Source organism: Anaerostipes sp. 494a, from assembly GCF_001940315.1.
Lineage (GTDB): Bacteria > Bacillota > Clostridia > Lachnospirales > Lachnospiraceae > Anaerostipes > Anaerostipes faecalis.
The window spans coordinates 483,295-507,972 of sequence record NZ_MJIF01000001.1 but is presented as its reverse complement, the minus strand read 5'-3'; the positions used below and the strand labels follow the sequence as shown (position 1 = coordinate 507,972).

Sequence of the window (24,678 nt, the reverse complement as noted above, 5' to 3'; positions counted from 1 at the left end):
CTCATAATAAAATTGAATTAGTAACCTAATTCTTCACCAACTAAGATGATCTTAATTCGATCTTTCATAGCTGCACTTTGACGTCTTGTGACTACAATCTGGCTGCAAATACAGCTATCTCCATAGCAGTCACCGCATCGTCCATTGAGAGAACAAGGAGTCTCCAGTCCCAGACGAATGGTATTTGGAGGTGAAGCAAAGTTTCTGACACGGGCAACTCCATCTTCTACATTGTTTACCACTTTATTCATTCCGATAACCATGATAATGTGTTTCGGACCATAGATTAGAGAGGCAACCCTGTTTCCGGTTCCGTCAATGTTAATCAGTTCTCCGTCTAAAGTAATAGCATTGCTACTCATCAGATAATAATCAGATAACACTGATTTGCTAAAAATTTCACGTTGTTCATCATAATTTTTTGCAACGGAACGATCAATGATCTTATAATCTCCAGAAGTAACAGCATCCATTAAGCCTAGCTCTATTATACTCTCAGATCCTCCCCATGATACAACAGACCCTTTTTCTATGTAAGATAATGCCTGCTTCAGGGCATCTTTTTTTGTAGCACAATAGACACCTTGAATATTCCGTTTTTTCAGGTTTTTGATAATGGTTGCGGCTTTACGCTCATTTGCTTTTTGTAAACTCATATAATCATCCTTTCTTGATTTATGTTGTTATTTAGTATATCATAAACAGAGTCTGCATGAACAGGATTTGCAGAAATTTTTCGAAGGCAGGTATTGTTTTGAAATCACTATTTATAACAGAAAAACCCAGTGTAGCCAGAGAATTTGCTGCTGCACTAAATATAAATGCACAAAATAAAGATGGTTACATGGAAGGGGAGAAGGCAGTGATTACATGGTGTGTCGGTCATCTGGTTACAATGTCTTATCCGGATAAATATGATCCTGCATTGAAAAAATGGGATTTAGAGACGATTCCTTTCATACCCAAAGAATTTAAATATGAAATTATTCCTTCTGTAAAGAAGCAGTTTGATATTGTAAGTATGCTTTTAAATCGAAAAGATATTGACACTATATATGTTTGTACTGACTCTGGACGTGAAGGAGAATATATTTACAGGCTGGTGGAGCAGGAAGCAAAGGTCGAAAATAAAATAAGGAAAAGAGTGTGGATTGATTCTCAGACAAAAGAAGAGGTAATCCGAGGAGTCAGAGAAGCAAAAGATCTCAGTGAATATGATAATCTTGCATCTGCGGCTTATTTAAGAGCCAAAGAAGATTATCTTATGGGAATAAATTTTTCCAGGGTTCTGACATTAAAATACGGATGGACTTTGGGAAATTATCTTAATCAGAAGAAGAGCCTGGTAGTCGCAGTGGGACGTGTTATGACTTGTGTTCTTGGGATGATCGTAAAAAGAGAACGAGAAATAAGAAATTTTGTTCCAACATCTTTTTATCGGGTGATTGCACATTTGAACTGTCAGGGCTTTGAAGTGGAAGCTGAATGGAAGGCAGTGAAAGGTTCAAGATACTATGAATCTTCCAAGCTGTATAAGGATAATGGATTTTTAGACAAGAAAGAAGCCCGGGATTTTATTGAGTTTTTGGAGGATGGATCTAATGGAGAAACCATTGTGAAATCATCCACCAGGCGTACAGAAAAGAAAAATCCCCCATTATTATATAATCTGGCTGAACTTCAGAATCAGTGTTCCAAAATGTTCAAATTGAGTCCCGATGAAACATTAAAGATCGTACAAGAGCTGTATGAAAGAAAACTTGTTACCTACCCGAGAACCGATGCAAGAGTATTATCCACTGCTGTTAGCAAAGAAATATATAAGAATATAAAAGGACTGACCGGTTATGCACCGTTAAGTACATATGCATCTGAGATTCTGGAACAAAAAATATATCAGGGTATCAGTAGAACAAAATATGTAGATGATAAAAAAATAACAGATCATTATGCAATTATTCCTACTGGTCAGGCTATATCCGGGCTGGGAAGTATTTCACAGCTTGGACAGAAAGTATATGATGTAATCGTCAGGAGATTTTTAAGTATTTTTATGCCGCCTGCAGTATATACAAAGATTAAATTGGAAACAGAAACAAAAGGAGAAACATTTTTCGCTAATTTTAAAATATTGAAAGATCCTGGTTATTTAAAAGTTGCAGGAACGGGAAATTCTAAAAAAGAGGATGGTTTGACCCAGGAGCAGATGGATGCAATTACATCCTTAAAAAAAGGAGGGAAACTTCCTGTAAAAAGTTATAAAATTAAAAATGGAACAACAACTCCACCTAAACGATATAATTCCGGATCTCTGATTCTTGCAATGGAAAATGCAGGACAGCTGATCGAAGATGAAGATCTCAGGGAACAGATAAAAGGAAGCGGAATAGGAACAAGTGCAACAAGAGCAGAAATTGTGAAAAAACTGATCACTAATAAATATATTGCATTGAACAAAAAGACTCAGATCGTGACTCCTACATTGACAGGAGAAATGATCGTAAATGTTGTCAGTGCTTCCATTGGGTCATTGCTGAATCCGGAATTAACAGCCAGCTGGGAAAAAGGGTTAACGTATGTTGCAGAAGGAACTGTCACAGAAGAAGAATATATGGAGAAACTGGACAGATTTGTATCCCAGAAAACTAATATCGTAAAACAAAATAATTATCAGTATCAATTGAGACAGTCATTTGATCAGATTGCTCCATATTACAAAAAAAATAAATAAGATTCGTTATAAGAGAACAGGCATATAAGATGTTTGTTCTTTTTATTATGCATATTTTTAATGCTTTTCCATATATTTGATTATACAGATTATTTGGAGGTGTATATGAAAGAAGGTTCTGAGATATTTCAGATACTTCCGTTGAAAATCAGGGAAAGCTTCATAAATTCCAATATAGATTTTTCAAAATTACAGGAAGTAAGATTAAGAATCAATCAGCCGGTAATCGTTAAGTATGACGGATGCGAAATATTTCTATCTGAGAAAAATGGTTTTACAAATGAAAAGAATAAAAGATATATTTTTTTAATAGAAGATTTAAGACAAACATTAGAATACATAAGCAGCTATTCATTGTATGCATATGAAGAGCAAATTAAACAGGGGTTTATAACTGTTCGTGGTGGACATAGAGTGGGACTGTCAGGAAGTGCAGTCATTGATCGTGGAAGAGTAAAAAATCTGAAGTATATTTCAAGTCTTAATATCCGTGTGGCTCATCAGGTAAAAAATTGCGCATTACCGATTTACAAAGGATGCAGTAAGAACGGGAAAATACTTCCAACTCTGATTTTATCGCCCCCCGGGTGCGGGAAAACAACATTATTAAGAGATTTAATCCGCCTCATATCCCTGCATGGACAAACTGTAGGAGTGGCAGATGAAAGAAGTGAGATTGGTGCCTCCTATCAGGGAATTCCTCAAAATGATCTTGGAATACGTACGGATATTATGGACGGATGCAGAAAAGATGAAGGTATGAATATGCTGATTCGGTCTATGGCTCCAGAAGTTATTGCAGTAGATGAAGTTGGGAGTAAAGAAGATGTGGAAGCATTGATTTTCTGTGCATTTCGCGGGTGCACTATGCTTGCAACTGCTCATGGAAAAAGTCGGGAATCATTGTTGAGAAATCCTTACATGAAAGAGATTTCCGATAAAAAAATGTTTCAAAGATACGTTTTGCTGGACAATCTTGGGAAACCGGGAACTGTAAAAAAAATATTAGATGAAAACGGGGTTGAATTAAATGATTAAGATAATAGGTGCCTGTATGATTATTGCTTCGGGAATATCTTTTGGATTTATTAAAGCAGCAAAGGAACAAAAAAAACTGGAGCAGGGAATTGCATTAAAAAGAATGTTATATCTTCTGCAGGGAGAAATCAGATATGGATTTACACCTCTTCCAGAAGCTATTCGAGCGATTTCAAAAAAAACAGTACAGGAGTTTGCTCCCTTTCTACAAAATGCCGCAGACAGGATGGATACACATTCAGAAGATTCTTTTGCATCAATATGGAAAAATTCTATGGAAGAGAATCTGTCTCCGATAATCTTAGAAAAAAGTTTTATGGAACCAATACTGACAATGGGAGAAACAATAGGATACCTGGATAAAGAAATGCAGTTAAAGACCATCAGTTTTGCAATAGAGCAGGTGGAAGATATTATTTTGCAGATAAAGGAGCAGGTAATAAGAAATTGTAAAATGTATCGTTCTTTTGGAATATCCTTTAGTCTCTTAATCGTAATAATACTTTTATGAACAAAAAATTTTTTATGTCTGGGAGGAAAAAATGAGTGTAAATATTATTTTTCGAATTGCAGCAGTTGGTATTCTTGTAACTATTCTGGTTCAGGTATTAAAACATTCAGGGAGGGATGAACAGGCGTTTTTAATTACTCTTGCAGGGCTGATCCTAGTATTGTCCTGGGTGATTCCTTATATTTATGATTTATTTGAAAGTGTTCAAACCCTTTTTACGATTTCTTAAAAAGGAGGTAGAAGATGATACAGGCAGCTCTTTTCGGAATTATTGCCAGTATTGCAATATTAAAATTAAAAAGCATAAGGCCGGAAATCGCACTTGCTCTTGGAATAGCAGCGAGTTTGATACTGGCACTTTATGGTCTGAAGGAAATGAAACAGATTTTAAATGTTTTCGAGACCATTCGAGCATATTCAGGAATTCCCAAAAGTTATTTTCAGATACTGCTGAAATTAATAGGCATATCATTTCTGTGTGAATTTACATCTGACATATGTAAAGATTCTGGACAGACTACCATTGGAAAGCAGATAGAATTTATTGGAAAGATGTCCATTCTTATTGTAAGTATTCCGATTTTTCAGGCCTTGTTGGAAACCATTCAAAAACTGATAGGGAATGGAAAATGAGAATCAGGGTTATTATTCTTTTGATTATATCTGGTATGATTTTTCAGATTCCGGTTTATGGAAAGGAAACAGAATTAAATCAAGATTCGTTAAATGGTGTTGAGAAAGTACTGAGAGAAGAGGAAAGTGATATTTCTTATACGCAAATCGTAAAGCAGCTTATGCAGGGAAAACTTAAAAGTGTATTGAAACTTATCGGAAAAGAACTTTTTGGAAAGATTAGAAATTCTGTAATGATGAATTATCGGTTTTTAAGACAGATTATCATTGTTGCGATGATTGCAGCAGTATTTAAAAATCTTTCAGATGCTTTTTTTCAGGGAAGTACAGGAAAAACTGCTTTTTATGTGACATATGTTATTTTTGTTGGACTTATGTCAGATTCTTTTTATTTTCTTAATAAAACAGCTGTAAATTTTGTTGAAATGATGATTGATTATATGAAGGGAATGATTACGGCTTATTCTATGGCAATAGTATCAACAACAGGTGTATCAACATCTACAGCTATATATGAATTTTATCTAATGATGATTTATGGAATATCTTTATTAACCAATTCTGTTATTTTTCCAATGATAAGAATTTTATTTGTTTTAAAAATAATTAATCATATTTCAGATGAAGAGCATTTTTCAAGACTTTGTAAAACTTTGGAATGGGGAATTGGACTTGCTTTAAAAAGTTTTCTGTCTATTGTACTTGGAATACAAATGATTCAGTCAATGCTTCTTCCGGCAATTGATTCATTAAGGAATAATACGTTAAAAAAAGGTTTTTCTGCAATACCGGGGATAGGAGGGGGAATCGCAACTGTAATGTCAACCATTCTTGGCTCAGCGGTGGTGATAAAAAATAGTATCGGGGCAGCTGGAATTTTAATTTTGGTAGTTCTAACAGTGCCACCCATTCTTCAGATAGGAGGGGTTGTAATTTCATATGTGGCAGCGGGGGTGTTATTGCAGCCGATTTCGGATAAAAGGATAACAGGTGCAATAGATGCAATAATTCAAAGTGGAAAACTGATGCTTCGCATGATTATAACAATAATGGTATTGTTTATTTTGTCCATAGTAATCATTGCGTTTTCAACCAATGTCAATTACTACACCGGTTAAATGGAAAGGAGTGACTGAATGGAAACGGTCAGATCTATTGTATTTTTTTGCATATTATCAACTCTGGTTGAACAGCTGGTTGATGGAACCGGCTATAAACCGTATGTAAATCTGGTGATAGGATTTATGTTACTGTCTTTAATGATTCGTCCGATACTTTCTTTTACAGGGAATGATAAACTGGTGGAAACTGCTTTGTTTAAAATATCAGAAGAACAATCGAATATATCTTTTCAGAGTGATGCTTTAGAAGAGAAAGAAAAACAACTGGAAGCAGAGATGGAAAAAATTTTAAAAAGCAAAAAAATTCAGATTGAGTCAATAAAAATACAAATAGATCAAAAAGATGAAATCAAAGAAATATATATTAAAACAGGACAGGCAAAAAAAGACGAAAAGATGATAAAAACCATACTTTTAGAATTCTATAATGTGAAAGAATCTAATATAAATATAAGTGAGTAGAGGAAATATGATTGATAAAAACAGGCTGCAGAAATTCATAGAGACCATAGGAATGAAAAAAGCAGTACTTTTATTTGTGCTGGGACTATTTTTCATTTTTTTAAGTTTCCCATCTTCAGAAAAAAAGCAAAATACAAAAACAACTCAGATAACACAAGAAAGTGATTCTACAGATTTATATATAAAAAAACAGGAAAAAAGACTGGTAAAAGCTTTAAGTCATGTGGAAGGTGTTGGTAAGGTGAAAGTCATGATTACAGTAAAATCTTCAAAAGAGGCAGTTATTAATAAAGATAGCCCTTATGAAGAAAGTTCAAATGAAAATGAAAAAACCATAAAGGAAGGTGAAGAAACTGTTTTAATAGAAGAAAATGGAGAAAAAATTCCATATGTATTAAAAGAAGTAGAGCCTGAAGTTGAAGGGGTGGTCGTTGTTGCACAGGGAGGAGGAAATGATATTGTAAATCAGAATATTGTTGAAGCAGTGTCAGTTTTATTTCATATTTCTTCTTATAAAGTTAAAGTCTTAAAAATGGGGGATTCATAATGAAAAAGATAATCAGAAAAAATCAAATGATCATTATGACACTTGCAGTTATTATAGCAGTTGCAGGTTATGTAAATTATAGTGGAAAATACGAATCGGTTTCAAAATCAAAAACCAAAACAGTATCGAACACAGTAAAGGAAACTTCCGGACAGGTAAAAGATGATATCACAGACATAGGAGAAGCTGTGCTTACCAATGCCCAGGTTAGTAATTATGTAGCTAAAGCAAAATTGGAACGAGAACAGACTCATAGTAAAGCAAAGGATACATTGGAAGAAATTATTAATGATAAAACTGTAAAAGACAGTGTAAAACAGGATGCTGTAGACAAACTATCTTCTTTGGCAGAGCAAATGGAAATGGAGACTGCAACGGAAAATCTTCTGGGAGCAAAAGGATTTTTAAATTCGATCGTAACAATCAGTAATGGAAATGTAGATGTTTTAGTTAATAAGAAAAATCTGTCAAAAATAGAAAGAAGCCAGATAGAGGATATCGTAGTTCGAAAAACAGGTTTTCAAATGGAAGATATAGTTATTACATCCATTAAAACGGATGATTAAATAAAAAATGTTTATAAGATACCAACAATACATAAAATAAGTTTGAATAAAAAATACATTTTTGATATAATCAATTAAAGAGTATGTGAAAGTACAGGAGGCTTCTTATGGAAAATAAAAGTAGTTATAAGATAAAAGAGAAGGGGTTGCTGGGAGAAGTTAAAATTGCAGATGATGTTATAGCAATTATTGCCGCGTTGGCAGCAACAGAGGTGACAGGTGTTGCAAGAATGTCTGGTAATATTACAAATGAACTTGTAAGCAAGCTTGGTATGAATAAACTGTCTAAAGGAGTTCGTGTTTCTGTTGAGAATAATCAGGTAGATGTAGATCTGGCATTGGAACTGGATTATGGTGTAAGCATTCCTGCAATTTCAACAAAAGTACAGGATCGTGTAAAAACGGCTATTGAGAATATGACAGGTCTTCAGGTTAATTCTGTAAATGTAAGAGTTGCAGGAGTTGCAATGGAAGATGAATAAAAACTTTGTAGAAGTAGTTAGTTAAAACAGACGGGACTGTTGGTTCAGTTCCGTCTTTGTATCGTAGAAAGGAAATCAAATGACAAGAAGTGAAGTAAGAGAACATATTTTCAGAATTCTGTTCTCAGTAGAATTTTGTGAAATCGATGAATTTAAAGACCAGGTAGATTTATATTTTCAGGGGCATGCAAATATAAATAAAAAAAATCAGAATGAAATATATGATAAGGTTTTAGATTTAATAGCGCATCTGGATGCTATTGATCAGGAAATTGGGAAACATGCAAAGGCATGGAATTTGTCCAGATTAGGAAAAGCAGAATTATCAATTTTACGTCTGGCAGTCTATGAAATAATTATGGATGAGGATGTTCCTCAGAAAGTCGCAATCAATGAAGCTGTTGAGCTGGCTAAAAAGTATTGTAATGAAAAGGCAGCTCCTTTTATCAATGGAATCCTTGGAAGGGTCGGAACGAAGGAAGATGAAGAGTAGAGTTTTCTCTGTCACACAAATTAATTCTTATATAAAGAGAATGTTTCAAAGCGATTATGCTTTAAGAAAAATTTCTATAAAAGGTCAGGTGTCCAACTGTAAATATCATTCGTCAGGACATATTTACTTTTCCTTAAAAGATGAGGGAAGTCAGATATCCTGCGTAATGTTTGCCAATTCCAGATTTCAGGGACTGAAATTTGATATGGAAGATGGACAGGAAGTGATTGTCAGTGGAAATATCAGTGTGTATGAACGTAATGGAAGTTATCAGCTGTATGCAGATGAAATCCGTCTGGACGGAATTGGGGAGTTATATATTATTTATGAACAATTAAAACAAAAATTGTATGAAGAAGGATTGTTTGACCATGAAATAAAAAAGCCGATTCCTTCAAATCCCAAAAGAATTGGAATTGTAACGGCAAAAACAGGAGCAGCCATTCATGATATCATCAGTACAGCGAAAAGAAGGAATCCTTATGTTCAGCTGATTTTATACCCGGCAAAAGTTCAGGGGGATGGAGCAGCCCAAACCATTGTAAAGGGAATAAAGGCGTTGGACCGGTTAAATGTTGATACCATTATCATTGGTCGAGGCGGTGGCTCCATCGAAGATTTATGGGCATTTAATGAGGAAATAGTCGCCAGAGCCATTTATGAAGCGAAAACACCGATCATTTCTGGAACAGGTCATGAAGTGGACACTACTATTGCAGATTATGCGGCAGATTTAAGGGCAGCCACACCAACGGCAGCCTGTGAACTGGCAGTACCGGATATCAGGGAAATTGTCGATGGAATCCAGAATCGTGCCTATACGTTAGACACCTTATTAAAACAGGTATTGCGGCGATATCAGTTAAAATTAAAGCAATATCAGTTAATAATTGCCGGATATGATCCTAAATTTCAACTACAGGAGCAGAAAATGCGGCTGGCAGAGCTGGAAGAAAAGCTTACAATCAGAATGAAAGAAACGATGACCTGGTATAAGCATCAGCTGGAATTATATGCAGGACGTCTCCACGGGGCATCTCCTACAGCAAAGCTGATCAATGGATTTGGATACCTGGAGGATGAAGAAGGAATTCCTTTGACTTCATCTGAAAAAGTAAAAAAGGGAGATCATATCTCGGTAACGGTATCTGATGGTTTGATAAAAACAGTGGTAGAAGATATAATACCATATCAAATGGAAGAAATCTCTTTATAAGAAGGAAGACAATGACAGAAGAACAGTGGATGAAACAGCTGTGGGAAAGGCTTTCCAGGTCATCATTCCGCAGCCGTTTCCATTTAAAAGAGAAAGAGAAGCAATATATCAAGGAAAAAGGTATGGAGAAGATTCGAAATCACGCAGAGGATTTTGTCAGTCAGAGACTTGCGCCAGCAAATCTCCCAAATGATGGGAAGCAGACTCCTATGCGTGGTCATCCTGTTTTTATTGCTCAGCATGCGACGGCAACTTGCTGCCGTGGATGTCTTCAGAAATGGCATAAGATCCGTTCAGGAAGAGAACTGACTCCAAGGCAGCAGGAATATATTGTGGATGTAATTATGCAATGGATTGATAAAGAAATGAAAAGAGTAAGTATGTAGGAAATATAAAATCTGATGATTGCATACTTATTTTTTTGACTTTTTTGTAGCTTAGAAATTTAGATGCCTCCATAGATAAAGATGGCGATGGTAAGAAAAAAGAATTGGCAGATATAATTTTAAATTGTTGTATCTGCTTTTTTCTATGCTATAATAAAACGGAATATAATTATTAGAAAAATAAGGAGAATCTTATGGCAAAGAAAGAATTTAATATAGATCAGGGATTTGAACAACTGGATCAGATTATAGAAAAGCTTGGAAGCGATGAGATTAAGCTTTCTGATGCAGTAAAATTATACTCAGAAGGTGTTACAGTCGTAAAAAAATGCAAAGATTCATTAGATAAGGTAGAAAAAGAATTAATCATATTAGATGAAAACGGAGAGGAACATGAGCTTTAAAGAAGGAATGAAAGAAAGAGTCTGTCATATTGAGCAGATTTTAGATCAGTATCTTCCACAGCCGGAAGGACTGCAACAGACTGTGCTGACAGCAATGAATACTACAGTGAAAGCAGGTGGAAAAAGGCTTCGTCCAATGCTTATGGAAGAAACGTATCATATGTTTGGTGGAGAAAGTAAAATCATTGAGCCTTTTATGGCAGCTATTGAGATGATTCATACATATTCTCTGATTCACGATGATCTTCCTGCTTTGGATAATGATGATTACCGTAGAGGACAAAAAACCTGTCATATTGTATACGGAGAAGATATGGCCATTCTTGCAGGAGATGCCTTGTTAAATTATGCCTATGAAACAGCAGCGAAAGCATTTGATATGGCAGAAGGTGATGAAGTATTTCGTGTGATTGATGCCGTAAAGATTTTATCTTCCAAACCGGGGATATATGGAATGATCGGCGGGCAGGTTGCCGATGTGGAACTGGAAGGTACACCGCTTACCATGGATCAGATCCTCTTCATTCATAAAAATAAAACTTCTGCGCTCATTGAGACTTGTATGATGATCGGGGCCATTCTTGCAGGAGCTAAAGCAGATGCTGTAGCACAGATGGAGCTTTGTGGGGAATTCATTGGTCTGGCATTTCAGATTCAGGATGATATTCTGGATTTGATTGGAGATGAAAAAGAAATTGGGAAACCAGTAGGAAGTGATGAAAAAAATCACAAGGTGACCTATGTAACTTTGAAAGGATTGGAACAGTCAAAGAAAGACGTCAAAGATATTTCCATGAAAGCGGTTGATATTTTAAAAAATTATGATGAAGAGAACGGATATCTGACACAACTGGTTGAATACCTGATCAACCGCACATACTAAAAGAATAAAATACCCGGAGATCTGGGGAGGAGTTAGGATGTTAGAGAAAATTAATCAGCCAAATGATATAAAAAATATAAATCCGGATGACTATAGAATACTGGCAAAAGAAATCAGACGATTTTTACTTCAAAATGTCAGTAAGACAGGGGGACATCTGGCATCAAATCTTGGTATCGTTGAGCTTACCATGGCTTTACATCTTGTACTGGATTTTCCTAAAGACCAGCTGATTTTTGATGTGGGACATCAGTCTTATGTGCATAAAATATTAACAGGAAGAAAAGACGGATTCAGTCATTTAAGACAATTCCATGGAATGAGCGGATTCCCCAAAAGAAAAGAAAGTAATTGTGATGCTTTTCATAGTGGACATAGTTCCATGTCTTTATCGGCAGCTTTGGGACTTGCAGCAGCACGAGATGCCCATCATACAGATGAGACCATTGTAGCTGTGATCGGTGATGGTGCCCTGTCCGGAGGAATGGCATATGAAGCGTTGAATAATATGTCACGGCTTAGAAGAGAAAAGAAAAATCTGATTATTATCTTGAATGATAACAAAATGTCCATTGCTGAGAATGTAGGAGGAATGTCAGCATATCTTGACAGAGTTCGTACTCAGCAGGGGTATGTGGAATTTAAAGGAAATCTGGAACAATCATTGTTAAAGGTTCCGGGAATTGGAAAACCTGTAACATTATTTTTGAAAAAAGCAAAAGATTCTATTAAACAGTTGTTTGTTCCAGGAATGTTTTTTGAAGATATGGGATTAACTTATACCGGTCCTATCGATGGACATAATATACCATTACTGGTGGAGATTCTTCAGAGAGCAAAACGACTACCTGAACCAATTATTATTCATGTGGTAACAAAAAAAGGAAAGGGATATCGTCTGGCAGAGGAAAATCCGGCAAAATTCCATGGAATTAGTTCCTTTTCTTTAAAGACCGGAGAGGTATTATCCAAAAACAGTGGACCATCCAATACAGATATTTTTTCTGATACATTAGTAGAGGCTGCCAGGGAAGATGATATGATTACAGCAGTGACAGCAGCCATGCCGGATGGGACAGGTCTCCAGAAATTTGCAGATATATTTCCAGAGCGTTTTTTTGATGTGGGGATTGCAGAAGAACATGCGGTAACATTTTGTGCCGGGATGGCAGCAAATGGCTTAAAACCAGTGTTTGCTGTATATTCAACATTTTTACAGAGGGGATTTGATCAGGTCCTTCATGATACAGCATTGGGAAATTATCCAGTGATTTTTGGACTGGATCGTTCCGGACTGGTTGGGGCAGATGGAGAAACACATCAGGGAGTATTTGATATTCCTTATCTGTCACTGATTCCTAATATGACAATTATGGCTCCGATCAACGGAAAAGAATTAAGAGAGATGCTGTTAAAAGCATTAAAAGAAGCAAAAGGACCAACAGCAATCAAATATTCCCGTGGAGAGGCTGAACATTTATATGAGGATTCTTTTGATGAAATCACATATGGAAAAGGTCAGATTTTGAAAGATGGAAAAGATGCTGTTATTATCAGTGTTGGAAACATGATTTCAGAAACTGATAAAGCTGAAAAAATACTGAGAGAAAAAGGACTTGATGTTGGTTTGGTGAATCCAAGGTTTGTAAAACCAATGGATGAAACCCTGCTGGATCAGCTGGCAGAAAAGTACTCTTTAATCGTGACGGTGGAAGAAGGCATGTTAAATGGTGGATTTGGTGCAATGGTTATGCAATATTTGTATCAGAAGGGATATTCTGGTAAGATAAGAAATATTGGAATTAAAGATCAGTTTGTTGAACATGGTTCAGTAAAAGAACTTCGTCATATGCTAGGGATTGATGGAGAAAACATTGCATCATCCATAGAAAAATGGATAAAGGAATAGGAAATGAAAGAACGTTTAGATGTATTATTAGTAAAAAAAGGACTGGCCACATCCAGAGAGAAAGCAAAAGCGATTATTATGTCTGGGATTGTTTTTGTGGATGGGCAAAGAGAAGATAAAGCAGGCTCTACTTTTGATGAGAGTAAGGAAATTGTAATAAAGGGTAAGACATTGAAATATGTCAGCAGAGGCGGATTAAAACTTGAAAAGGCAATGAAGAACTTTGATATTCAATTGGAAGGTAAAGTGTGTATGGATGTAGGGGCATCTACTGGAGGATTTACACATTGCATGCTGTTAAATGGAGCTGTAAAAGTTTATTCGGTGGATGTTGGACATGGGCAACTTGACTGGAGTCTTAGAAACGATGAGCGTGTAGTATGCATGGAACGAACCAATATGAGATATGTGACCGAGGAGGATATAGATGAACTGGCTTCTTTTGTATCCATTGATGTATCTTTTATTTCTTTGACCAAAATTCTGCCTGCAGTATATCGTATTCTGGAAAACGGAGGACAGGTTGTTGCGCTGATCAAACCCCAGTTTGAAGCAGGCAGAGAAAAGGTAGGAAAAAAAGGAGTTGTAAGGGATCCTAAAGTTCATGAAGAAGTGATTGAAAAAATATGCAGTTACGCTTCTTCTAACGGGTTTAAACTATTACACCTGGATTATTCTCCAATCAAAGGACCAGAAGGAAATATTGAGTATCTGCTTCATATGCAGAAAACAGAAACTATGGAAAATGCACACGATCTTGAGAAACAGATTATGAAAGTGGTAGAAGCATCTCATCAGGATTTAGCTAAAAACAAGGAATAGACATGAAGAATTTTTTAATTTTAACCAATGAAAAGAAAGATCCAGGGCTTAGAATTTCAAAGAGTATTCAGGAATATATTGGGAAATCAGGTGGCACAAGCTATCGGATGTGTGATTTTAACAGGGATATTCAGGAGAATATTGGATGTATAACAAAGGATACAGAGTGCGTGATCGTTCTAGGTGGTGATGGTACCATGCTCCATGCAGCCCGGCTTGTTGTGAAACACGATTTACCGATGGTTGGAGTGAATCTGGGGACTCTTGGTTTTTTAACAGAAATTGAACTGGAAAAATTATATCAGGGACTGGACTGCCTCTTACATGATAATTTCATCATTGAGCAGCGAATGATGCTGGATGGAGGAGTTATTCACAACAATGAATTAACCTATCATCATTCTGCATTAAATGATGTTGTTATTTCTAGAAGCGGGTTTTCCAGGATTATTTCTTATCGCATCATAGTTAATGGGAAACTTTTGGATATATATCCTGCAGATGGAGTTATTATTTCTACTCCAACCGGGTCTACAGGGTATAATCTATCTGCGGGGGGACCAGTGGTAAATCCAAGTGCCAGTGTAATTTTATTAACTCCAATATGTCCACACACAATGAGTGCCAAAAGTATTGTTCTTTCACAGCAGGATGAGATTGAGATTTATATAGAAAATGTCAGTGAAAGTCAGCTGGAGGAAGCATATGTTACGTTTGATGGGCAGGTTGCCCAGAAACTTCATCCAGGAGATGTATTGAAAGTAAAAACTTCCTATAAGATTGCCAAGGTAATCAAGTTAGAAGGAGATAGTTTTTATAAAACGCTAAGAATGAAAGTTGGGGGAAGCAATGAAGAAGAAGAGGCAGGATGCAATCATAGAATTAATACAGAAATATCCGATTGAAACACAGGAAGAATTGCTCTCAAGGCTGAACCATCTGGGATTTAAAACAACACAGGCTACTATTTCAAGAGACATAAGAGAGCTGCAGCTGACAAAACGTCCAGCAGCTAATGGGAAACAGACTTATAGTTTGATTAATCAGAATGATAAGACTGCTAAGAGGTATCAGAGGATATTGTCAGAAGCAATCATATCAATGGAACTTGCTGAAAATATGCTGGTGGTAAAGACTGTTTCCGGTATGGCTATGGCATCTGCGGCAGCATTGGATTCTTTAGAGATTACTGGAATGGTTGGGACGATTGCCGGGGATGATACTATTATGTGTGTTATGAAAGATAAAAATATTGGAAAATCAGCTATTGCAGAAATAAAACAATGGACAAAGAATACAGAAGAATAAACAGAAAGGCAATTTATGTTACAGTATTTACATGTTAAAAATCTGGCTTTAATTGATGAGGTTGAGATTTCTTTCAATGAACATCTGAATATCCTTACAGGAGAAACTGGAGCAGGAAAGTCAATTTTAATTGGTTCCATAGAGAGTGCGTTAGGTAAAAAAGTATCAAAGGATATGATTCGTCCTGGTTCAAAAGAAGCTGTCATTGAATTGTTATTTTGGACCGATGATCAGAAAATTATTCATGAAATTGAAAGTTTTGATCTGACGGTTGAAGAAGGACAGATTTTTATAAAAAGGGTAATAAACGAAAAAAGAAGTATAAATAAGATTAATGATAGTACCGTAACGTTAAATACATTAAGGGAAGTATCACATCGTTTGTTTGATCTTCATGGGCAGCAGGAACATCAGACTCTTTTGAAAGAAAAAAATCATTTGGCAATGCTGGATCATTTTCTGGGAACAAAAGAAAAACAGGCTTTAGATAATTGTAAAAAGTTTTATAAAAAAATTTCTGATATTTCCAGAGAAATAGATGAATTAGCAATGGATGATCAACAGAGACTAAGGGAAATTGGTTTTCTTGAGCATGAAATTCATGAAATTCAGGGAGTTAATCTGGTAAAAGGTGAGGATGAAGAATTAGAACAGATTTATCGGAAAATGGTTCATAGCAGGGAAATCGCAGCCTCTTGTGATGTTGCAGCACGCTTGACTGGTTACGAGGAAGATATATCCATAGGAAATCAGTTAACGGAAAGTATTCGAAAGCTTCAGGAAGTCAGTCATCTTGATAAAGAGGTCATGGGATATTATGAACAACTGCTCCAGATAGAAGATTTGTTAAGCGGATTTCATCAGGAGATTACAGGATATATGGACCAGATGGAGTTTGATGAACAGACGTATTTTGAAACAGAGGAACGATTGAACATTATTAACGGATTAAAAGATAAATATGGTTCAACTATAGATGCTGTTTTACAATATGAGAATAATGCAATGGAGCGTCTTGAGGTTCTTCAGGATGCAGAAAATAGAATAGAGGAACTGAAGAGAAAGAGACATAAAGCAGAAGAAGCCTATAATGCAGAAGCATTGAGATTGTCTTTGGCAAGAAAAACAATTGCTAAAAAGCTACAAAAGGATATAACGGATGCTTTAGAAGATTTGAATTTTTTATCTGTTGTTTTTGAGATTCAGGTCACTGAAGAAGCGCAGATAACACCAGAAGGTATAAATAAAATCTGCTTTATGATTTCTACAAATCCAGGACTTCCTCTTCGTCCGGTTCAAGAGGTTGCTTCAGGAGGAGAATTGTCGAGAATAATGCTGGCTATGAAATCTGTCCTTGCCCAGGTTGATAATGTTGGAACGTTGATTTTTGATGAAATAGATACAGGAATCAGCGGAGAAACAGCAAATCGTGTGGCAAAAAAAATGGCAGTTATTTCAAGAAATCATCAAGTGATTGCAATCACGCATTTGCCTCAGATTGCAGCAATGGCAGACAGTCATTATTTTATTGAAAAGCATTCAGATCAAAATAAAACAACAACAGTTATAAGAGAGCTGAAAGAGCAGGAGTCTCTTGAAGAAATTTCCAGAATGATCAGTGGTAATGAGCGTACAGCAACATCATTAAATAACGCACAGGAAATGAAAAGTTTAGCAAATGACGCAAAATTATACTGATTTTTAATATGATAATTTACACATAATAAAAAGGATGTATCACAAAAGAAGATACGTCCTTTTTTAGGAGGTAAATTTATGCGGAAATATTATTATCGTAAAATACTGGTTTTGCTTTTTTTTGTAAATCTGATCGTAATTGCAGCAGCATATTTTAAATATTGTAAGAATCAGATTCCTTCGGTTATTCATATTCACCGTGGAACCAAGACTTGTTTACAATATGATGTTCCTGCAACAGCAACAGTCAACAGGCAGACAATTAAACTTAATGAGCCTTTTGTTGTAGAAGAAGAAAAAACAGGACATTATGAAATGCAGGCAAGTTTGTTTGGAAAAATCCCTTTGAAAAAAATTCATGTTTATGTCTCCTCGACTAAAAAAGTAACTCCAAGCGGAAAAGTAATTGGAATATATGTAGAAACAAAAGGGTTACTTGTACTGGAAACTGATTCATTTACAGGAATTGATGGAGCAAATCATTCTCCGGGAAACAACAAGCTTTATAAAGGTGATTACATTCTTACTCTCAATGGAAAGACAGTACAGACTAAAGTTGAATTTATGAAAATGATAAATGAATGTGAAGGCAATGAGATAACGTTGATGGTCAGGAGAAAAAATAAAAAAATTAGAATTAAAGTGAAACCAGTCATGGCATCAACAGATCATCAATATAAAATAGGAGTGTGGGTCCGGGATAATACCCAGGGTATAGGAACACTGACTTACACTCAGAAAAGCAGTTTTGGAGGTTTGGGACATGGTATCTGCGATATGGATACAGGAGAATTAATGGATATTAAAGGCGGTTTACTTCTAGAACCTCAGATTGACACGATTGTTAAGGGAAAATCCGGGTCACCGGGTGAAATAGTTGGAACATTATATTATAAAGAGGAAAATGTGATAGGTTCTATTGAAAAGAATACGGATGAGGGAATTTATGGAAGTTTAGCAGATACAAAAAGTAAAGAATATCCTATAGGTTACAAACAGGATATAAAAAAGGGAAAAGCCTATATTATTTCAGACATAAGTGGAACAAAAGAAAAATATGAAATAATGATTCGAAAAATTAATCATGCTGAAAATCAGGGAACAAAAGGAATGGAAATAGAGATTACAGATGAAAAGCTTTTAAAACTTACCAATGGAATTGTTCAGGGAATGTCTGGTTCGCCGATTATCCAGAATGGGAAATTGATTGGAGCCATAACACATGTTTTTGTTAATGAACCAGCTAGAGGATATGGAATTTTTATCGAAAATATGCTGGATAATCTTGTAGAATAATCTTCTTTATTGTATAATTTAATCATTTCTATCACAAGAGAGGAGATGTTTAATGGCACACTTAAAGTTTGATGTAAAAGTACTGGAAGATTTTTGTAATGAGGCATTTTTGAAATTTGGATTTTCAATGGATGAAAGTAAAATCATTACAGATGTTTTATTAATGTCTGATATTTATGGAATTGAGTCTCACGGAATGCAGAGATTATCAAGATATCACAAAGGAATTGAAAATGGTCTGATTAAAGTTGATGCAAAACCAGAAGTGGTATTTGAAACTCCGGTATCAGCAGTTATTGATGGACATGATGGTATGGGGCAGCTAATCGGTAATAAAGCAATGAAAATCGCAATTGAAAAAGCAAAAACAACAGGAATGGCAATTGTCAGTGTCCGTAATTCCAATCATTATGGAATTGCAGGATATTATGCAAAGATGGCATGTGATCAGGGATTAATTGGTATGTCATTTACAAACTCAGAGGCTATTATGGTTCCGACTTTTGCAAGAAAAGCTATGCTGGGAAGTAATCCTATAGCTATTGCAATGCCGGCAGATCCATATCCGTTTTTCTTTGATGCGTCAACAACAGTTGTAACCAGAGGAAAGCTGGAAATGTATCGAAAAGCGGAAAAACCACTTCCAGATGGATGGGCACTTGATAAAGACGGAAATCCATCCAATGATGCACCGGATGTCCTGGGTAATATTTTAAGCAAGGCTGGTGGCGGAATTATGCCGCTGGGAGGAAGTGAAGAGCTGACTGGAAGCCATAAGGGTTACGGTTATGGAATGATTTGTGAAATTTTCTGTTCTATCTTGTCACAGGGATTGACATCAAATCATACACATATAAATGGAAAGGGTGGAACCTGTCATGGATTTATTGCAATCAATCCAGCAGTTTTTGGTGACACTGAAGCAATCAAAGAGAATTTTTCAAGATTTTTACAGGAGTTAAGAGATACACCAAAGGCAGAAGGACATGATAAAGTCTATACTCACGGTGAAAAAGAAATACTTGCAATTGAAAGAACAAAAACAGAAGGTGTAGCTGTTGATGTGAAGACTGTGCAGGAAATGAAACAGATGAGTGATTATCTTAACATGGATTTCGAAAAATATTTTGGCAGTATAGAGTTTGGAGACAAAGAATACCGCAGTATTTATTAAATTATCCATTCGGGAATAAAGACGAAGAGCCTTCTTCGTCTTTATTTTATACCGAGAGACTCTGCTACACTAGCGCATAAAAGTTACTTGTGATTAGGGAATATAGGGAGTTGATAGCGGACTTGCCGCTTGGTACCATGTATAGAAAACTATATTTGACAATCAAATACTTTATTCGACAGATTTTTGCCTTGCTGTAAAATATTGTTCTCAAAAAGTGTTGAATCATTTGGTTTTTGACAAAAACTTGCGACGGATAGTGGGTTGTTTGTAAAGATAAATAAAATATATAATTATCTTGTCACATGGAAAGCCGTCGTTTTCTGTGTGAAGTTATCTTTATTTTAATCATAAAAACAGAATTGGAGGACTTTAAATGGAAAAGATTAACGTGGCAATAGCAGATGATAATCAAAGGATGGTTGAAATGATGACCAGACTGTTAGAGCAGGAAGATGATATAAATGTAGTTGGAAGTACAGATAATGGTGAAGATGTATTAGAAATCATTAAGGAGAAACAGCCGGATGTAGTATTGCTTGATATCATAATGCCAAAATTAGATGGAATAGGAGTTTTGGAAAAATTAAATGAAGAGCCGGTGAATAAAAAACCTGAAATTATAATGGTATCTGCTATGGGGCAGGAAAATGTATGTGAAGAGGCCATGGAGCTTGGGGCATCTTATTATATCTTAAAGCCATTTGATTCCAGAATGATGATACGAAAGATCAAGCAGATAAAAAATGGGCAGAATCATTCTAAACCTTTTGTTTCTGTAAGAGAGCAGCAAAAAGGAATTACAGAAAATCAGCTGGAAATCATCGTGACCAACATGATCCACGAAATAGGAGTCCCGGCACATATTAAAGGTTATCAGTATCTAAGAGATTCCATTATGCTTGCAATTTACGATATGGATATTCTCAATTCCATTACCAAACAGCTATATCCTGCGATTGCAGAAAAATTTCAAACAACATCCAGCAGAGTTGAGAGAGCTATTCGACATGCCATTGAAGTTGCCTGGGGAAGAGGAAAGATGGATACTATTGATGCCTTATTCGGCTACACAGTACATGCAGGAAAAGGAAAACCAACAAATTCAGAGTTTATTGCATTAATTGCTGACAAAATCAGATTGGAATATGGGAATCAGATAAATCAGTAGAATAGAGATAGATATTAATGAGTGGTTAGGTGAATTTTGCCAGAGGAGGATAAAATAATATGGATAGGAAACTAAAGGTTTTAATTGCAGATAGTAATCAGACAGAAACAGAAAAACTTGCAGAGGAACTTTCTCAAAGTCTTGAAGTTGTGGCGACCGTGTTTGATGGAGTAATGGCATTGGAGTCCATCAGGAGATTGTGTCCGGATGTCGTGGTTATAGATATTATGCTTCCGGTAATCGATGGTTTAGGGGTAATAGAAAAATGTAGAGAAGATTTAAAAAATGAAAAAATGCCATCATTTATAGTGACAACCTGTATTGGAAATCAGAAGCTTATTGAATGTATTAATCATATGGATATAGATTACTGTATCATGAAACCATTTCAAACAGAGATACTTCGTCATCGAATCGAACAGATTACCAGATTGCACTATGTAAATCAGCAGATTCAATATGGACAGATGGAGGTAAAAGCAGATCAGGGACTAATAGTTTCTAATCAATATGATATTCGTCAGGATGTGACTAAAATTATAAGAGATTTGGGTATTCCTGCCCATATTAAAGGATATCAATATATAAGAGAAGGAATAATAATGGCTATTGAAGACGTAAATATGATGAATTACATAACAAAGCTTCTATATCCATCTATTGCTAAAAAGTATAAGACAACCTCAAGCAGTGTTGAAAGAGCTATTCGACATGCCATTGAAGTTGCCTGGAATCGAGGAAAAGTGGAACTTCTGGAGGAAATGTTTGGTTATACCATTAGTGCTGGAAAGGGAAAACCAACAAATTCAGAATTTATCGCACTGATAGCAGATAAGCTTAGACTGGATTACCAGATACACGCATCATAAAACGAATAAAAAGGATAGAGCAAATAAAATGTTGCTCTATCCTTTTTATTAGAAAAGACATTGTTATCCTAAAGTGCAAAAGTCTTTCCATGAAAATTGAAGCAGTTTCGTTTTTTATGAATTAGCCTCAGTGATTCCCTGGATGTCGGGAATGCACATCATGGAGTAATTTGTATGATAAATGACAAATCCGGGTTTTGCTTTCGGAGGCTTTTTCAGTTCTTTTCGCTGAATGTAATCAATTTCGACTTTTGGAGCCTGGCGGCCTTTTGAATAGTATGCAGCAAGACGACCGGCTTCTTCGAAAGTTGCATCAGGTAAGGTATCAGCTTGTTCTTTACGGACGATTACATGGGAACCTGCCATATTTTTAGCATGGAACCACCAGTCTCCTCCATTGGCAAATTTAAAAGTTAATTCATCGTTTTGATAATTATTTTTTCCAACATACATATGAAATCCATCAGAAGAAATATAATGAAGAGGCTTTGATTTTCCAGGACGTTTATTTCCTTTTTTTCCGTGGCTTTTAATATATCCGTAATCTGTTAGTTCATCTTTGATAATAGATAAATCTTTTTCATCCTCAGAAAGAATCAAAGATGCCATAATGGAATCCAGATGATCCATATCAGATTTTGTTTCGAGAATCAGTTCTGAAAGTGCTTCGTATGTCCGCTTTAATTTATTATATTTTGCGAAATATTTTTGGGAATTATCCAAAGGTGTTTTCGTCGGATCTAAAGGAATCGTAACCTCTTCGTTTGTATAGTAATTCATACATGTAAGAGATTTAGCCTCAGGTTCAAGACCATATCCGTATGTCTGAATGAGCTCACCATATATTTTGAATTTGTCACGCTTCTCTGTATCTTTAAGCTGGCGAATCTGAAGATCATATTTTTTACTTGTTCTTTCTAATGCAGTTTGAACAATTTTTCTTAAGTCTGCAGATTTCTGTTTCATTCGGGTGAATTTTTCTTTCTCAGCATAATATCCAATCAAAACATCAAATATGGAATCAAACTTCTTCTGAGTACAATCTGAAAAAGATGTTAAACAGATACATGAGAATTCTTTTGGTTCTTCTCCGGAATATATGATATTGGGCGTATATGCATGATCTTCTATTAAAGTATTAAGTTTGACCAGTTGACCGTATAGTCCGGCCATAGCATCTTCTGTAAGAGAATCTGTAGAAGCATTTCCATCCAGACCGGATCGAAAACAGATTTCATTGGCAATCAGTGGGCTCATTCCGGTAATTGAAGTATATAGCGCTTTACAAAGATTCAAAGGTTTTGACAGGATGTTCTGATAATAATAATCATAAGTTAAACTGCTTAGGGGTATTTTTCCCTTAGAAGGAGGGAAAGTATATATTCTCCCGGGAAGTACTTCACGAACAGAGCTGATATTGGCTGAAATATGTTTAATACTGTCCAAAATCATATTTTGCTGATCTACAAAAATAATATTGCTGTGTTTTCCCATGATCTCGATGACAAGTCGCTTTTGGCAAAGATCTCCCAGCTCGTCAAGATGCTCAACAGTAATTTCAATAATTCTTTCGAAATTCGGCTGTTTAATGGATACAATACGGCCATTGCTGATATGTTTTCTTAAAAGCATGCAGAAATTAGGTGCCTGCATAGGATTCGATTTTGATTCTCTTGACAGGTAAACTAAAGGAAGAGAAGCACTTGCAGATAAATGCAGACGTTTTGTATCTCTGTCTTTCTTTATTACTAGAGTTATTTCGTCAGCTTCCGGCTGATAAATTTTATAAATTCTTCCACCGATAATCTGTTGATTCAATTCGGTTACTATATTTGAAATGACAAATCCATCAAATGCCATAACTTACCTCCTGATTGTAGAATTTTTGTTCGTCCACAATTATAACAGATAGAAAGAAAAGTATAAAGGGAAACCATTTAAAGGTTTAAGTTGTATATGGATAAAAAATGTAAAAATGATAAAAAGTGTGTTAAAATAAATGAAAAATAATCAATGAAAGGATTTGGTATTATTATGATAACTATAGGAAGAAATGATCCATGCTGGTGTGGAAGTGGAAAAAAATATAAAAAATGCCATAGTCATTTTGATGAAAAAATTCAGGAGATGAAGCAAGAAGGGTATATTGTACCGCCTCATAAGATAATCAAAACTCCAGAACAGATACAGGGAATTCGTGAAAGCGGGAAAATTAATATTGCGGTGTTGGATTATGTAGCAGAACATATAAAGGAAGGTATTTCAACCCAGCAGATCGATGACTGGGTATATGAGCAGACTACATCCAGAGGAGCTATTCCTGCACCACTTAATTATGAAGGATTTCCAAAAAGTGTATGTACATCTGTAAATGAACAGGTTTGCCATGGAATTCCTTCAGAGGATGTCATTTTAAAAGAAGGAGATATCATAAATGTTGATGTATCAACGATTTACCATGGATATTTCTCAGATTCTTCACGCATGTTTTGTATTGGAAAAGTTTCAGAAGAGAAGAAGAAACTAGTAGATGTCACAAAGGAATGTATAGAAATAGGTTTAAAGAATGTAAAACCATGGGGTCTTCTTGGCGATATGGGACATGCAGTGCATGAACATGCAATAAAAAACGGATATTCAGTTGTAAAAGAAATTGGTGGACATGGTGTTGGAATTGAATTTCATGAAGATCCCTATGTCAGTTATGTTTCAAGAGAAGGAACAGGTATGGTTATGGCACCAGGAATGATATTTACCATTGAACCTATGGTAAATATGGGGACAGACAAAATTTTTGTGGATGATGAAGATGACTGGACGATTTATACAGATGATGGAAAACCTTCTGCTCAATGGGAGGTGCAGGTTCTGGTAACAGAAGATGGATATGAAATTCTGGCATATTAATAAGGAGCGGTATGATGAATCTGATTGAAATTCATGGTGTAACCAAAGATT

At 35.6% G+C, this 24,678-nt stretch carries 27 protein-coding genes; 25 read left to right on the top strand and 2 right to left on the bottom strand.

Annotation, left to right across the window (positions count from 1 at the left end):
• Positions 1–17 precede the first annotated feature (17 nt).
• Complete coding sequence (locus tag BHF70_RS02670; protein ID WP_075758805.1) at positions 18–656, bottom strand: lactate utilization protein; 639 nt, start codon at positions 654–656, stop codon at positions 18–20.
• A 56-nt stretch (positions 657–712) separates the two neighbouring features.
• Between BHF70_RS02670 and BHF70_RS02665 the strand changes: the two genes are divergently transcribed.
• From BHF70_RS02665 to spo0A (BHF70_RS02550), 24 genes are all read left to right on the top strand, one after another.
• Positions 713–2,731, top strand: a complete 2,019-nt coding sequence (locus tag BHF70_RS02665) for a DNA topoisomerase (protein WP_075758803.1) — start codon at positions 713–715, stop codon at positions 2,729–2,731.
• 105 nt (positions 2,732–2,836) lie between these two features.
• The gene (gene spoIIIAA / locus BHF70_RS02660) at positions 2,837–3,769 is read left to right on the top strand and encodes a stage III sporulation protein AA (protein ID WP_075758802.1); all 933 of its coding nucleotides are present in this window, start codon (positions 2,837–2,839) and stop codon (positions 3,767–3,769) included.
• Positions 3,762–4,280, top strand: a complete 519-nt coding sequence (locus BHF70_RS02655) for a stage III sporulation protein AB (RefSeq protein ID WP_075758800.1) — start codon at positions 3,762–3,764, stop codon at positions 4,278–4,280. The genes spoIIIAA and BHF70_RS02655 overlap by 8 nt, the downstream gene beginning before the upstream one ends.
• A 31-nt stretch (positions 4,281–4,311) precedes the next feature.
• Positions 4,312–4,509 (top strand): stage III sporulation protein AC, encoded by a 198-nt coding sequence (gene spoIIIAC / locus BHF70_RS02650; protein WP_006567206.1) that lies wholly within the window; start codon positions 4,312–4,314, stop codon positions 4,507–4,509.
• 14 nt (positions 4,510–4,523) lie between these two features.
• Positions 4,524–4,913 (top strand): SpoIIIAC/SpoIIIAD family protein, encoded by a 390-nt coding sequence (locus tag BHF70_RS02645; RefSeq protein WP_075758799.1) that lies wholly within the window; start codon positions 4,524–4,526, stop codon positions 4,911–4,913.
• On the top strand, positions 4,910–6,031 hold the full coding sequence (locus BHF70_RS02640; RefSeq protein WP_075758798.1) for a stage III sporulation protein AE: 1,122 nt from the start codon (positions 4,910–4,912) through the stop codon (positions 6,029–6,031). Before BHF70_RS02645 ends, BHF70_RS02640 begins: the two co-directional genes overlap by 4 nt.
• An 18-nt stretch (positions 6,032–6,049) precedes the next feature.
• Complete coding sequence (locus BHF70_RS02635) at positions 6,050–6,496, top strand: stage III sporulation protein AF (protein ID WP_075758797.1); 447 nt, start codon at positions 6,050–6,052, stop codon at positions 6,494–6,496.
• A 7-nt stretch (positions 6,497–6,503) separates the two neighbouring features.
• Positions 6,504–7,043 carry a stage III sporulation protein AG gene (locus BHF70_RS02630; RefSeq protein ID WP_075758796.1) on the top strand — a complete coding sequence of 180 codons (540 nt, stop codon included), beginning with the start codon at positions 6,504–6,506 and terminating at the stop codon, positions 7,041–7,043.
• Positions 7,043–7,609 (top strand): SpoIIIAH-like family protein, encoded by a 567-nt coding sequence (locus tag BHF70_RS02625; protein ID WP_075758795.1) that lies wholly within the window; start codon positions 7,043–7,045, stop codon positions 7,607–7,609. Before BHF70_RS02630 ends, BHF70_RS02625 begins: the two co-directional genes overlap by 1 nt.
• Positions 7,610–7,716: 107 nt before the next feature.
• Positions 7,717–8,091, top strand: coding sequence for an Asp23/Gls24 family envelope stress response protein (locus tag BHF70_RS02620; RefSeq protein WP_075758793.1), 375 nt, complete (start codon positions 7,717–7,719; stop codon positions 8,089–8,091).
• Positions 8,092–8,170: 79 nt separating this feature from the next.
• The gene (gene nusB / locus BHF70_RS02615) at positions 8,171–8,584 is read left to right on the top strand and encodes a transcription antitermination factor NusB (RefSeq protein WP_075758792.1); all 414 of its coding nucleotides are present in this window, start codon (positions 8,171–8,173) and stop codon (positions 8,582–8,584) included.
• Positions 8,574–9,800, top strand: a complete 1,227-nt coding sequence (xseA, locus tag BHF70_RS02610) for an exodeoxyribonuclease VII large subunit (RefSeq protein WP_075758790.1) — start codon at positions 8,574–8,576, stop codon at positions 9,798–9,800. Before nusB ends, xseA begins: the two co-directional genes overlap by 11 nt.
• 11 nt (positions 9,801–9,811) lie before the next feature.
• Positions 9,812–10,186, top strand: coding sequence for a DUF4186 domain-containing protein (locus tag BHF70_RS02605; RefSeq protein WP_075758788.1), 375 nt, complete (start codon positions 9,812–9,814; stop codon positions 10,184–10,186).
• A 194-nt stretch (positions 10,187–10,380) separates the two neighbouring features.
• The gene (gene xseB, locus BHF70_RS02600; protein WP_075758786.1) at positions 10,381–10,590 is read left to right on the top strand and encodes an exodeoxyribonuclease VII small subunit; all 210 of its coding nucleotides are present in this window, start codon (positions 10,381–10,383) and stop codon (positions 10,588–10,590) included.
• Complete coding sequence (locus tag BHF70_RS02595) at positions 10,580–11,473, top strand: polyprenyl synthetase family protein (protein WP_075758785.1); 894 nt, start codon at positions 10,580–10,582, stop codon at positions 11,471–11,473. The genes xseB and BHF70_RS02595 overlap by 11 nt, the downstream gene beginning before the upstream one ends.
• 37 nt (positions 11,474–11,510) lie before the next feature.
• On the top strand, positions 11,511–13,382 hold the full coding sequence (gene dxs, locus BHF70_RS02590) for a 1-deoxy-D-xylulose-5-phosphate synthase (RefSeq protein ID WP_075758783.1): 1,872 nt from the start codon (positions 11,511–11,513) through the stop codon (positions 13,380–13,382).
• A gap of 3 nt (positions 13,383–13,385) precedes the next feature.
• Positions 13,386–14,204, top strand: coding sequence for a TlyA family RNA methyltransferase (locus BHF70_RS02585; RefSeq protein ID WP_075758781.1), 819 nt, complete (start codon positions 13,386–13,388; stop codon positions 14,202–14,204).
• A 2-nt stretch (positions 14,205–14,206) separates the two neighbouring features.
• Positions 14,207–15,109: an NAD(+)/NADH kinase gene (locus tag BHF70_RS02580; RefSeq protein WP_075758780.1), complete on the top strand. Its 903-nt coding sequence runs from the start codon at positions 14,207–14,209 to the stop codon at positions 15,107–15,109.
• Positions 15,054–15,512 carry an arginine repressor gene (gene argR / locus BHF70_RS02575; protein ID WP_075758779.1) on the top strand — a complete coding sequence of 153 codons (459 nt, stop codon included), beginning with the start codon at positions 15,054–15,056 and terminating at the stop codon, positions 15,510–15,512. Before BHF70_RS02580 ends, argR begins: the two co-directional genes overlap by 56 nt.
• Before the next feature lie 15 nt (positions 15,513–15,527).
• The gene (recN, locus tag BHF70_RS02570; RefSeq protein ID WP_075758777.1) at positions 15,528–17,210 is read left to right on the top strand and encodes a DNA repair protein RecN; all 1,683 of its coding nucleotides are present in this window, start codon (positions 15,528–15,530) and stop codon (positions 17,208–17,210) included.
• Positions 17,211–17,288: 78 nt separating this feature from the next.
• Positions 17,289–18,506 carry a SpoIVB peptidase gene (gene spoIVB, locus BHF70_RS02565; protein WP_075758775.1) on the top strand — a complete coding sequence of 406 codons (1,218 nt, stop codon included), beginning with the start codon at positions 17,289–17,291 and terminating at the stop codon, positions 18,504–18,506.
• Positions 18,507–18,558: 52 nt separating this feature from the next.
• A complete protein-coding gene (locus BHF70_RS02560) occupies positions 18,559–19,680 on the top strand; it encodes an Ldh family oxidoreductase (RefSeq protein WP_075758774.1) in 1,122 nt (373 codons plus the stop codon).
• 376 nt (positions 19,681–20,056) lie between these two features.
• On the top strand, positions 20,057–20,851 hold the full coding sequence (gene spo0A, locus BHF70_RS02555) for a sporulation transcription factor Spo0A (RefSeq protein ID WP_075758773.1): 795 nt from the start codon (positions 20,057–20,059) through the stop codon (positions 20,849–20,851).
• Positions 20,852–20,910: 59 nt separating this feature from the next.
• Positions 20,911–21,720 carry a sporulation transcription factor Spo0A gene (gene spo0A / locus BHF70_RS02550; protein WP_075758771.1) on the top strand — a complete coding sequence of 270 codons (810 nt, stop codon included), beginning with the start codon at positions 20,911–20,913 and terminating at the stop codon, positions 21,718–21,720.
• Between the two features lie 114 nt (positions 21,721–21,834).
• Here spo0A (BHF70_RS02550) and BHF70_RS02545 read toward each other — a convergent pair whose 3' ends face one another.
• Positions 21,835–23,580: an Rqc2 family fibronectin-binding protein gene (locus tag BHF70_RS02545; protein ID WP_075758769.1), complete on the bottom strand. Its 1,746-nt coding sequence runs from the start codon at positions 23,578–23,580 to the stop codon at positions 21,835–21,837.
• 174 nt (positions 23,581–23,754) lie between these two features.
• Between BHF70_RS02545 and BHF70_RS02540 the strand changes: the two genes are divergently transcribed.
• On the top strand, positions 23,755–24,627 hold the full coding sequence (locus tag BHF70_RS02540; protein ID WP_075760498.1) for a methionyl aminopeptidase: 873 nt from the start codon (positions 23,755–23,757) through the stop codon (positions 24,625–24,627).
• Positions 24,628–24,678 lie beyond the last annotated feature (51 nt).

What these genes read in the sequence shown, in the direction of transcription:
- BHF70_RS02670 (WP_075758805.1), bottom strand. Translation starts at nt 656, where the DNA reads ATGAGTTTACAAAAAGCAAATGAGCGTAAAGCCGCAACCATTATCAAA.
- BHF70_RS02665 (WP_075758803.1), top strand. Translation starts at nt 713, where the DNA reads ATGAACAGGATTTGCAGAAATTTTTCGAAGGCAGGTATTGTTTTGAAA.
- spoIIIAA (WP_075758802.1), top strand. Translation starts at nt 2,837, where the DNA reads ATGAAAGAAGGTTCTGAGATATTTCAGATACTTCCGTTGAAAATCAGG.
- BHF70_RS02655 (WP_075758800.1), top strand. Translation starts at nt 3,762, where the DNA reads ATGATTAAGATAATAGGTGCCTGTATGATTATTGCTTCGGGAATATCT.
- spoIIIAC (WP_006567206.1), top strand. Translation starts at nt 4,312, where the DNA reads ATGAGTGTAAATATTATTTTTCGAATTGCAGCAGTTGGTATTCTTGTA.
- BHF70_RS02645 (WP_075758799.1), top strand. Translation starts at nt 4,524, where the DNA reads ATGATACAGGCAGCTCTTTTCGGAATTATTGCCAGTATTGCAATATTA.
- BHF70_RS02640 (WP_075758798.1), top strand. Translation starts at nt 4,910, where the DNA reads ATGAGAATCAGGGTTATTATTCTTTTGATTATATCTGGTATGATTTTT.
- BHF70_RS02635 (WP_075758797.1), top strand. Translation starts at nt 6,050, where the DNA reads ATGGAAACGGTCAGATCTATTGTATTTTTTTGCATATTATCAACTCTG.
- BHF70_RS02630 (WP_075758796.1), top strand. Translation starts at nt 6,504, where the DNA reads ATGATTGATAAAAACAGGCTGCAGAAATTCATAGAGACCATAGGAATG.
- BHF70_RS02625 (WP_075758795.1), top strand. Translation starts at nt 7,043, where the DNA reads ATGAAAAAGATAATCAGAAAAAATCAAATGATCATTATGACACTTGCA.
- BHF70_RS02620 (WP_075758793.1), top strand. Translation starts at nt 7,717, where the DNA reads ATGGAAAATAAAAGTAGTTATAAGATAAAAGAGAAGGGGTTGCTGGGA.
- nusB (WP_075758792.1), top strand. Translation starts at nt 8,171, where the DNA reads ATGACAAGAAGTGAAGTAAGAGAACATATTTTCAGAATTCTGTTCTCA.
- xseA (WP_075758790.1), top strand. Translation starts at nt 8,574, where the DNA reads ATGAAGAGTAGAGTTTTCTCTGTCACACAAATTAATTCTTATATAAAG.
- BHF70_RS02605 (WP_075758788.1), top strand. Translation starts at nt 9,812, where the DNA reads ATGACAGAAGAACAGTGGATGAAACAGCTGTGGGAAAGGCTTTCCAGG.
- xseB (WP_075758786.1), top strand. Translation starts at nt 10,381, where the DNA reads ATGGCAAAGAAAGAATTTAATATAGATCAGGGATTTGAACAACTGGAT.
- BHF70_RS02595 (WP_075758785.1), top strand. Translation starts at nt 10,580, where the DNA reads ATGAGCTTTAAAGAAGGAATGAAAGAAAGAGTCTGTCATATTGAGCAG.
- dxs (WP_075758783.1), top strand. Translation starts at nt 11,511, where the DNA reads ATGTTAGAGAAAATTAATCAGCCAAATGATATAAAAAATATAAATCCG.
- BHF70_RS02585 (WP_075758781.1), top strand. Translation starts at nt 13,386, where the DNA reads ATGAAAGAACGTTTAGATGTATTATTAGTAAAAAAAGGACTGGCCACA.
- BHF70_RS02580 (WP_075758780.1), top strand. Translation starts at nt 14,207, where the DNA reads ATGAAGAATTTTTTAATTTTAACCAATGAAAAGAAAGATCCAGGGCTT.
- argR (WP_075758779.1), top strand. Translation starts at nt 15,054, where the DNA reads ATGAAGAAGAAGAGGCAGGATGCAATCATAGAATTAATACAGAAATAT.
- recN (WP_075758777.1), top strand. Translation starts at nt 15,528, where the DNA reads ATGTTACAGTATTTACATGTTAAAAATCTGGCTTTAATTGATGAGGTT.
- spoIVB (WP_075758775.1), top strand. Translation starts at nt 17,289, where the DNA reads ATGCGGAAATATTATTATCGTAAAATACTGGTTTTGCTTTTTTTTGTA.
- BHF70_RS02560 (WP_075758774.1), top strand. Translation starts at nt 18,559, where the DNA reads ATGGCACACTTAAAGTTTGATGTAAAAGTACTGGAAGATTTTTGTAAT.
- spo0A (WP_075758773.1), top strand. Translation starts at nt 20,057, where the DNA reads ATGGAAAAGATTAACGTGGCAATAGCAGATGATAATCAAAGGATGGTT.
- spo0A (WP_075758771.1), top strand. Translation starts at nt 20,911, where the DNA reads ATGGATAGGAAACTAAAGGTTTTAATTGCAGATAGTAATCAGACAGAA.
- BHF70_RS02545 (WP_075758769.1), bottom strand. Translation starts at nt 23,580, where the DNA reads ATGGCATTTGATGGATTTGTCATTTCAAATATAGTAACCGAATTGAAT.
- BHF70_RS02540 (WP_075760498.1), top strand. Translation starts at nt 23,755, where the DNA reads ATGATAACTATAGGAAGAAATGATCCATGCTGGTGTGGAAGTGGAAAA.